Here is a 9352-nt window from a genome sequence, read left to right on the forward strand (position 1 = left end):
GCAGCACAGTACTACTGAAAATATATGTTTCTTGGAGATACACCATGTCTAATCGCCAAACCGGCACCGTTAAATGGTTCAACGATGAAAAAGGCTTCGGCTTCATCACTCCTCAAGGTGGCGGTGACGACCTGTTCGTACACTTCAAAGCTATCGAAAGCGACGGTTTCAAAAGCCTGAAAGAAGGCCAGACTGTTTCCTTCGTGGCTGAGAAAGGCCAAAAGGGTATGCAAGCTGCTCAAGTTCGCCCAGAGTAATTTCCAGGCGCACTAAAAAAACCCCGTCCATGTGACGGGGTTTTTTATGGGTGAAACAAAAGCCGAGCGATCAGCCGCAGTTGACGCGGGTCACTACCCGGCTGGCATCGGTGTTCAGGTTCAGGCGATCAGAACGGTACTCCAGCGTCACCATATCGGTTGGCAGCAGGAACCGTGCACTTTGCGCCCCGGCACGGGTACGCGCCTGCTCGAGCAGCTGCGGCGATGCCTGTTTGCCGATGGTGAACTCGGCAGCCTTTGCCTCACAGCGACTGTGACCCGTGTCAGTCGTCGCAACATCCGTTGTTGCCGACTCCGTAGAGGGAGTGCTGCAACCGGCCAGCGTGGCAACGGCCAACAAAGTACCCAATGACGCGAGCTTCCAAGGCATGAAGCCTCCTTATTCAATGATTAAGCTGAGATCGTGCGACAACCAGACTGGCGTTTGGTTTCACAGGGAACACTGGCACCCTGCCCATGATCCGGACGAGCCGCGATTCTGCCTGAGCGTCGCCCTGCCCTTAATCACTGAATCGTGACTGAATATGAACGACGCTCAATAAACGTCGATGTAGTCGTAAGGAGGATTGGGCCAGTTCTCTTTCAAGGCATTGAAGATTTGCATGACCCAGACTTCATCGCTGGCCGCAACCCGCCCGACATAACCGGAGCCCTTGGCCCAGGTTTCGAGCCGGAACAACAACCCGTCGATATCGGTACCACCCACGACACCCGAGGAGATGTAGGCAATGCCTCCCTTGGTGACCCGCAACTGGGTGTGCTCATCGTCACTGGCGCCGGCCAGCAACTGACGCACCGCCTCGAGGGTCAGGCCATCCGGGGAGTTCAAATCGATCTGCACAGCGCGTTCCTTGAATATTCGTCAGAGACCAAGTGTCGCACAGCCCTCCTTTCATGCCTAAGTCGACGTGTCAAAAGCCCCGCAAAATGGTTAACTCGGTACTCAGACTTCCCCGACCTCCCGAGTGCCATCATGACCACCGTAAGCATCGACGCTGCCATCAAGGCCAAGTGGCAAGACGGCCACAGCTCCTACAGCCCAAGCAGCACGGAAGAGCTCGCCATTATCGGTATCGACCTTCTGGTCAGGGACCTTGGAACCGAAGCCGCCCAATCGTTCATCGAGCAGATTTTCGAGAAACATCTATCGGACCAAAAGACCGAAGCGGTTAGTACGAGGGAGTAAAACCCGCAGGCAAGCACCTGCGGGAGACGATGCTTACTTCAGGCGGGCCAGGCGCTCGGCCAGCAGATCGAAGAAGCCCTGGGCGTCGCCGCTTTCTACCCAGAAGGCGTTCTTTGGCGCTTTCAAGCCGTCATACCAGTCGACGATGGTTTGTCCAAAGGTCGGTCCTTCGCGGCTGTCGACCACCACGTTGACCGAACGACCGCTGAACAATTGCGGCTTGAGCAGATAAGCGACAACCGTGGCGTCATGCACCGGGCCGCCCGGAAGGCCGTAGTGTTCCATGTCGCCCTTGATGTACTCATTGAGAATACTGCCCACCAGACGACTGGCGTTGTTGTTCAGCGCGGCAATCTGGTTCAGGCGCGCTTCGCTGGTAAGGATCTTGTGGGTCACATCCAGCGGCAGGTAGGTCAGCTTCACGCCACTGTTGAGCACCACTTCGGCGGCTTGCGGATCGGCGAACAGGTTGAACTCGGCCACCGGCGTGATGTTGCCGCCGTTGAAGTGCGCACCGCCCATGACCACCACTTCCTTGATCCCCTGAACGATACCCGGCTCCTGGATCAACGCCAGGGCCAGGTTGGTCTGCGGGCCAAGCATGGCGATGGTAATGCTGTGGGGCTCGGCAGATTTCAAGGTATCGATCAGATAGGTGATGGCGCTGCCCTTGGCCAGCCCCTTCATGGGCTCATGCACGTCAATGCCCGACAACCCTTCCTTGCCATGAATGTCCTCGGCGTAGATGGGTGTGCGCATCAGGGGTCTGGGCGCCCCCGCATAGACCGGCACCTCTTCGCGCCCCGCCCACTCCCGGGCCAGCCGCGCATTGCGTGAGGTCTTGTCCAGGCGAACGTTGCCGGCAACGGTGGTCAATGCCCGGACATTCAGTTCGTCCGGCGATGCCAGGGCGAACAACAGGGCAACGACGTCGTCAGCCCCCGGATCGGTGTCGATGATCAGGTCGATCTTTGGTGCCGCCTGGGCGTTGGTTGCGGTCGTCAGGGTCAAAAGCAGCAGGCTCCGGAGCAGTGGGTGCAGTTACTGAGCATAGCGATGCGGGGCGCACGCCTTGTGCCAGGGACATCAAAACGCGGACAGCCAGTCAAAACGTAACCCCGGCGACCAGCACAATGTTGCAGTACGGCTGGCATTCGCCTGTACGAACAATCGCCCTGGCTTGTCGGCTCAAGACCTTGAATTGTTCATGGGTGAGCAACTCACGCCGACCCAACGCGCCTTCGCCATCCAGCGTTTCCAGCGTGACCAGGGCCGACGGCTTTTTATCGAAGATTTCCTGAGCCAGCACATGGCTTTCGACCTGCATCTCACTGAGCACGATCTTCAAGGTGCTGACAAAGTCCGGAATGCCATGGGTCAGGGCCAGGTCGATCAATTCAACGCCCGGAGGAACCGGCAGCCCCGCATCCCCGATGACGACCCTGTCGCCATGTCCCAATGAAGCGATCAGTCGCGACAGCGCAATGTTGAGCAGGGGTGTCTTTTTCATGGGGTTTTAAACGCCTGTACATCGCTCAAGGCGGGAATTGAAGGCTGCGCGCCGGCACGGGTGACCGACAGCGCCGCGGCCACCTGTCCGAAGCGGATCGCCTGCGCCTCATCGTTTCCCGCCGCCAGTGCCGCAGCGAAACCGCCGACGAACGTATCGCCGGCCGCCGTGGTATCCACAGCCTTTACCACGGGCGCGGGGAAATGTTCGAAGCGTTGGCCATCGGCAAACAGCGAACCTTGCGCACCGAGAGTGATGATCACCTTGCCGGCGCCCAGGGCAATCAGGCGGGTTGCCGCGGCTTGTGCGGTGTCCAGGGAGTCCACTGACAGTCCGCTCAGGGCCGACGCTTCGCTTTCGTTGGGAATCAGGTAATCGATGGACGCGTACCAGTCCGATGGCAGCGGACGGCTGGCCGGAGCCGGGTTGAGGATGACTGTCTTGCCCAGCTCGCGGCCGCGCTTGAGCGCATGGCCAACAGACGCATCGGGCACTTCCAGCTGACAGATGAGCACGTCCGCCGCACGTATCACCGAATCAAAACGGTCAATGGTTTCTGCGGTCAATGCACCGTTGGCACCGGGGACGATCACGATGGAGTTCTGACTACTGTCGTCGACCACAATCAACGCCACGCCGCTGGAACCGTCAACGGTGCTCACCGCCCGACAATCGATCTGCTCGGCCAACAGCGCCCCGCGCAGTGCCTCACCATAAGCGTCATTGCCCACGCAGCCGATCATCGACACCTGGGCTCCCAGCCGCGCCGCAGCCACGGCCTGATTGGCGCCCTTGCCACCGGAGACGGTGGTAAACGATTGACCAATCAGCGTTTCACCGCCCTTGGGCAAGCGCGGGGCCCGGGTCACCAGGTCCATGTTCAAACTGCCAATTACCACTACTTTTGCTGACATACATTGCTACTCATCGATTCTGTTTCGGCGGCGCTTTTGATTCAGCGGCTTTCTGTTTTCAACGGCTCTCTGCTTTCAACGGCTTTTTGTTTCAACGGAATTGGGCAAACACGCCGGCCAGCGGCGCCGTCGATTCACGCATGACGATACTCGGCGTCACGATCCGCTGATCGGTCGCCAGGCCCGGCGTGGCGATTCGGCGCAAAAGCACTTCGGCAGCCATTTCGCCGAGCTGCAGGATCGATTGCCCGACCGTGGTCAGCGACGGGTAGACATACCGACTCATCTGGATATCGTCGAAGCCGATCACCGACAACTCGCTCGGTACGCGAATATTGCGCTCGGCGGCGGCCCTCAGCACACCGATGCCGATCATGTCGTTGGCCGCAAAAACGGCGGTAGGCGGATTGCTTTCCAGCAGAAACGCGGCAGCGCTGTAACCGCCGGTGCTGGTGAAATCGCTTTCCAGCATGCGCCCGGGAGAGACTTCGACACCCGCCTCCTTCAAGGCCCTGCGATAACCCGCCAGACGCATCTGCGCCACACTGGTGCTTTGCGGCCCGCTGATCGTGGCGATATCCCGGTGCCCCAACTCCAACAGGTGCCGGGTCGCCAGATACGCGCCGTATTCATGGTCGATGCGCACCAGGTCCGCATCGACACCGTCCAGTCCGCGGTCGACGATCACCATGGGCGTGCGGACGCCTTTCAGGCCTTGTGCCAGGCCACTGTCGCCGCCGGCCGAGGCGACGATCAGGCCGTCGATGCGTTTTTCCAGCAGCACACGCAGGTAGCTGCGCTGCTTGTCCGGATTGTCGTCGGAGTTGCACAGGATGACGCAGTAACCGTTTCGCTCGCAGTAATCCTCGATACCCCGGGCCAGCTCGGCGAAATACGGGTTGAGGCTGTTGGGGACCAACAGGCCGATGGTGGCCGTGGTCTTGGCCTTGAGTGAACGGGCCACGGCGCTGGGAACGTAGTCGAGGGTCTGGATCGCCGCCTCGACCTTGATCCGCACCTCTTCACTGACCGGGCGGGTCTTGTTCACCACATGGGAAACCGTGGTGTAGGAAATGCCGGCAAGGGCTGCCACATCTTTGATAGTCGCCATGACTCAGGTCCGCCGGCTTGCGCGTTGACTGCGATAAGTATCCAGCACCACCGCCACCACGATCACCGCGCCGGTAATGATGCGCTTGGTCGGTTCGGTTGCCCCGATCTGCGCCAGCCCCGCGGCCAGCACGGAAATAATCAGGACGCCAAAAAACGTGCTGATCACCGAGCCGCGCCCGCCCATCAGGCTGGTCCCGCCGATCACGACGGCCGCGATCACCTGCAATTCAAGACCGGAGCCAGCATTCGGGTCGGCGGCTTCCAGGCGAGAAATCTGGAACAACGCGGCAACGCCGGCCAGCAACCCCATCAGGCTGAAGACCAGGACCTTGTAAGGCTTCGGGTTGATCCCCGCCAGTCGCACGGCCTCTTCGTTGGTGCCGATACCGATCAGGTAGCGACCGAACACCGTGCGGGTCAACACGGCCTGGGCGACGAAAATGATCAGCAACGCAATGACGAACGACGGCGAAATGCCGAAGGCAATCGGATTGGACAGCCAGGCGAACGCATCGCCGATGTAGGCCGTACGCGAACCGGTCATCTGGTACGCCACACCGCGAGCCATTTCCAGCACGCCCAGGGACACGATGAATGATGGTATCCGCCACGCCACAGTGATCGAGCCGGTGATGGTACCGGCAAGCGCCGCGACGGCCATGCCCAGCAGGGCCGCCGGCAGCACGCCCCAGCCCCACCCAAGAATCGCCACGCTCACGGTCGAGGCCGCCAGCGCCAGCACCGAGCCGACCGACAGGTCGATGCCACCGATGATCAACACAAAGGTCATGCCGACCGCCAGCACCATCAGGTCCGGAATCTGGTTGGCCAGGGTGCTGAAAGTATCGTACGACAGGAAGTGACTGCTCAGCACCGAGAACAGAACGATCATCGCCAACAAGGCACCCGCCAGCCCCAGATAGGTGCCCAGGCCGTAGAAGTTGCCACTGCGTTTTCCGGCGTAAGAAGCGGTATTCATGGAAGATCCCTAGGCGCGGCTTCAACGAGCTGCGCATCACGTTTTTGGTAGCCGGCGAAAGCAGCGGCGAGCAACTCATCCTGGGTCCAGCTGTCGCGATCGAAGGTATCGATCAGGCTTCCTGCCGACAGCACGCCGATCCGGTCGCAGATCAGCATCAGCTCGCGCAAGTCGCTGGAGACCACCACCAGCGCCTTGCCCTGGCGGGTCAATTCACCGAGAAGGTTGTAGATATCGAACTTGGCGCCGACGTCGATGCCGCGGGTCGGCTCGTCGAACAGCATTACCGAGCAATCGCGCTCCAGCCAACGGCCGATGACGACTTTCTGCTGATTGCCGCCGGACAGCTCGGACACCAGTTGTGCCGGACCGGAACTGCGAATGCGCATGGCGTCGATCTGACGTTGGGCCAAAGCGCGCTCCTTATCGTTGTCGACAAAGCCCGCGCCGGAGATGCCGGGCATGTTGCCCAAGGCGATATTGGCGCCGATCGACTGCGTCAACAAAAGGCCTTCGCCCTTGCGATCTTCAGTGATCAACGCGATGCCATGCCCGACCGCATCCACTGGCGAACGCACATTGATGACCCGCGCCGGCGCCCCCAGGGCAATCGTGCCGCTGTCGGCGATATCCGCACCGAAGATCAGACGCAGCAATTCGGTGCGCCCCGCGCCGATCAAACCGGATATCCCGAAAATCTCTCCGGCACGGACTTCGAACGACACGTCGCGAACCTTGTCGGACCGGCTCAGGCCCTTGACCGTCAACACCGGAGCGCCGATCTTGCGCGCCCCCATATCGATATGTTCGCCGAGCTCGCGGCCGACCATCAGCGTGACCAGTTGCTCGCTGTTGTAGTTGGCCATCGGCTCGACACAGACCAGGTTGCCGTCGCGCAGCACGGCAATGCGTTGCGCGACTCGCGCCAACTCTTCGAGGCGATGGGAGATGTAGATGATCGATACGCCGCGAGCCTGCAGGCGGGTGATCTGCTCGAACAGCATTTCGACTTCGCGGGCAGTGAGCATCGCGGTCGGCTCGTCGAGAATCAGCACATGACAATCGCCAATCAGGTTGCGCGCGATCTCCACCATTTGCTGGTGGCCGATGCCCAGCTCGCCGACCAGGGTGTCCGGGTCAATGGCGTCTAGCCCGACATGGGCCATGGCCTCGATGGCGGCCTTGCGCAACTGCTTGCGACTGATCCAGCCGCCCTTGCTGGGCAGGTTGTCGAGAAACAGGTTTTCCGCCACCGACAGGGTCGGCAGCAGATTGAGTTCCTGCATGACCATGCGGATACCCAGCGCTTCAGCCTGAGCCCGGCTACCCGGACGATAGTCCTGCCCCTGATACTGCATCTGGCCAGTGGTCGGCGTGACCAACCCGCCAATAATCTTCGAAAGCGTGCTTTTGCCCGCACCGTTCTCACCGGTCAGCGCCAGCACTTCCCCGCGCATGAGCGTCAGGTCGATGCCGGCCAGGACCGGTTGGGCGTAAGTCTTGCCGATACCACTGACCGAAAGGACAGCGTTCGGAGCGCAAACTGACATAAAAACTCTCCATGCGCCCGTCCGGCTGGACGAGCGCCGTTACGTCGCCAGAAGGCTACTTGGTCACCAGTTCTACCGGCGTTTCGATCACGCCATTGGCGCCGCCGTCGACCTTCTCGCCCTTGAGAATCTTCAATGCAGTCTCGATGCCGAACACCGCCTGTTTAGCCGCGAACTGGTCCGCAGTGGCCAGCACGCGACCATCCTTGAGCATCGGCTGGATGGCATTGATGTTGTCATAGCCGACCACCTGCACCTTGCTGGCCTTGCCCGCGGCGCGCACCGCAGACACCGCACCGACCGCCATGCTGTCGTTGCCGGCCAACAGGGCCTTGGTTTGCGGGTATTCGCTGAGAATCGACGCGGCTACCTTGTTGCCCTTGTCGATCTCCCAGTCTCCGGATTGCAGGGACACGACCTTGATCTGCGCCGCCTCCATCGCATCCTTGAAACCTGCGGTTCGCTGCTGGGCATTGGTGGTGGTGGACACACCTTCGATGATGCCGACTTCGTCACCGGCCTTCAGCTGTTTGGCCAGGTAGTCCCCCACCAGCCGTGCGCCCTTGCGATTGTCCGGGCCTACGAACGGAACATTGATGTTTTTGCTTTTGACGACGGCAGGGTCCAGCTGGTTGTCGATGTTGATCACGGTGATACCGGCATCGATGGCTTTCTTGATCACCGGGACCATGGCCTTGGAGTCTGCCGGCGCAATCACCAGTGCATTGACCTTGGCCAGGATCATCTGCTCGACGATACGCGTCTGGCCTGCGGTGTCGGTTTCATCCTTGATGCCGTTGGAGATGAGGTCGAATTCGCCGGAGTGATCTTTCTGGTAGGCCTTGGCGCCGTCTTCCATTGTCAGGAAGAACTCGTTGGCCAGGGATTTCATGACCAGTGCGACTTTCGGTTTTTCAGTGGTTTCAGCAAAAGCCGAAGAGACAGGCAATGCAGCGGATGCAGCAGCCAACATAGCGACAGCGAGAAGACGTCCAGCGAATGGCAGCTTCATGGGTTCACTCCGATCTTATGATTATTGTGAGCAACGCTTGCGCTGGCGTAAGCTTCACGGCCCGCTGCGATGAAAAGCCATCATTGGAGCCGCGCAAACGTTTGCGTGAACCAAACTATGCGAACCCTGCCGGTATTTGTCAACGACCTGAAAAGCGCTTTCAGCTATGTTTGGCGAAAAACGGCATTCAGCTATGCCGTGGTATTGACCACCGATCCCGTGCCAGAACCCTTGGTCATTTCCTTTATCAGGCTCGCACTCACTTGCAGGATGGCGCCGTTGGTGTCGGCAACTTGCCCCTGTATGGCTGCTACTGCTGTGGTCTTGGCTTCCGGGGTTGGATAGGACGCTGCCTGGGCTTGTGCCAGTTGCTGCTGTTGCTCGCGCAATTGCTGCTGCAATTCCTTCAGACGCTTGAGCAAGACCTTCACCGCGATGCTGGTGTTATCGCTGGTTTCCGATTCGGCCTGTACGCCGGCACTCTCCCCCAGACCTACCGGACCCGTCTTGACCTGGTTGCCGTCGCTTTCCTTTGCAGCCAGCGCTTGAGCAGCCGAATCAGCGGCTGCGTCGCTCAAGGCACGAGGGGTAGTGGCCGATTTGCCAGCGATGGTGATGCCGGCGGCATTGGGAATGCCAACAGATAACGACATGTGAACTCCCGAAGAAAAAGATCCCTTGAAGGAGCATCGACCGGCTCGGGCGTTTCTTTAGTCATGACGGATGATTTGACCTGTTTAAATCCTAAACAAGACCGCAATCCGTTTCGGAGAGCCGAACGCGAAAGTTAAACATGTTCGGCATTCCGGA

At 59.9% G+C, this 9352-nt stretch carries 12 protein-coding genes; 2 read left to right on the top strand and 10 right to left on the bottom strand.

Translation table 11 applies throughout. The features are described from left to right. Nucleotides 1–44: 44 nt before the first annotated feature. The gene (locus tag KGB20_RS04615; RefSeq protein ID WP_003179963.1) at nucleotides 45–257 is read left to right on the top strand and encodes a cold-shock protein; all 213 of its coding nucleotides are present in this window, start codon (nucleotides 45–47) and stop codon (nucleotides 255–257) included. Nucleotides 258–327: 70 nt separating this feature from the next. Here the strand turns inward: KGB20_RS04615 and KGB20_RS04620 are convergent, their stop codons facing one another. Together KGB20_RS04620 and KGB20_RS04625 are read right to left on the bottom strand one after the other, a co-directional pair. Continuing rightward, nucleotides 328–648: an I78 family peptidase inhibitor gene (locus KGB20_RS04620; RefSeq protein WP_008047240.1), complete on the bottom strand. Its 321-nt coding sequence runs from the start codon at nucleotides 646–648 to the stop codon at nucleotides 328–330. Between the two features lie 165 nt (nucleotides 649–813). Beyond that, nucleotides 814–1119, bottom strand: coding sequence for a hypothetical protein (locus tag KGB20_RS04625; protein ID WP_007975706.1), 306 nt, complete (start codon nucleotides 1117–1119; stop codon nucleotides 814–816). 132 nt (nucleotides 1120–1251) lie between these two features. Between KGB20_RS04625 and KGB20_RS04630 the strand changes: the two genes are divergently transcribed. Further along, on the top strand, nucleotides 1252–1464 hold the full coding sequence (locus tag KGB20_RS04630; protein ID WP_057715541.1) for a hypothetical protein: 213 nt from the start codon (nucleotides 1252–1254) through the stop codon (nucleotides 1462–1464). Nucleotides 1465–1497: 33 nt separating this feature from the next. On the opposite strand, the gene KGB20_RS04635 is transcribed toward KGB20_RS04630, so the two are convergent. The 8 genes from KGB20_RS04635 to KGB20_RS04670 all read right to left on the bottom strand — a co-directional run bounded on the left by KGB20_RS04635 (nucleotide 1498) and on the right by KGB20_RS04670 (nucleotide 9195). Further along, nucleotides 1498–2505 carry a nucleoside hydrolase gene (locus KGB20_RS04635; protein ID WP_154910101.1) on the bottom strand — a complete coding sequence of 336 codons (1008 nt, stop codon included), beginning with the start codon at nucleotides 2503–2505 and terminating at the stop codon, nucleotides 1498–1500. A 64-nt stretch (nucleotides 2506–2569) separates the two neighbouring features. Beyond that, nucleotides 2570–2974 (bottom strand): D-ribose pyranase, encoded by a 405-nt coding sequence (rbsD, locus tag KGB20_RS04640; protein ID WP_150812528.1) that lies wholly within the window; start codon nucleotides 2972–2974, stop codon nucleotides 2570–2572. Next, on the bottom strand, nucleotides 2971–3888 hold the full coding sequence (rbsK, locus tag KGB20_RS04645; protein ID WP_057715543.1) for a ribokinase: 918 nt from the start codon (nucleotides 3886–3888) through the stop codon (nucleotides 2971–2973). Before rbsK ends, rbsD begins: the two co-directional genes overlap by 4 nt. Nucleotides 3889–3979: 91 nt before the next feature. Then, nucleotides 3980–4999 carry a LacI family DNA-binding transcriptional regulator gene (locus KGB20_RS04650; RefSeq protein WP_150812527.1) on the bottom strand — a complete coding sequence of 340 codons (1020 nt, stop codon included), beginning with the start codon at nucleotides 4997–4999 and terminating at the stop codon, nucleotides 3980–3982. 3 nt (nucleotides 5000–5002) lie between these two features. Beyond that, entirely contained in the window at nucleotides 5003–5980 is a 978-nt protein-coding gene (locus KGB20_RS04655; protein WP_154910100.1) for an ABC transporter permease, read from the bottom strand. Then, nucleotides 5977–7530, bottom strand: coding sequence for a sugar ABC transporter ATP-binding protein (locus KGB20_RS04660; protein WP_154910099.1), 1554 nt, complete (start codon nucleotides 7528–7530; stop codon nucleotides 5977–5979). Before KGB20_RS04660 ends, KGB20_RS04655 begins: the two co-directional genes overlap by 4 nt. A 55-nt stretch (nucleotides 7531–7585) precedes the next feature. Then, nucleotides 7586–8542, bottom strand: coding sequence for a sugar ABC transporter substrate-binding protein (locus KGB20_RS04665; protein WP_154910098.1), 957 nt, complete (start codon nucleotides 8540–8542; stop codon nucleotides 7586–7588). Between the two features lie 191 nt (nucleotides 8543–8733). Next, nucleotides 8734–9195, bottom strand: coding sequence for a hypothetical protein (locus KGB20_RS04670; RefSeq protein WP_154910097.1), 462 nt, complete (start codon nucleotides 9193–9195; stop codon nucleotides 8734–8736). Nucleotides 9196–9352 lie beyond the last annotated feature (157 nt).

Source organism: Pseudomonas sp. BF-R-30, assembly GCF_019956175.1.
GTDB classification, from domain to species: domain Bacteria; phylum Pseudomonadota; class Gammaproteobacteria; order Pseudomonadales; family Pseudomonadaceae; genus Aquipseudomonas; species Aquipseudomonas jessenii.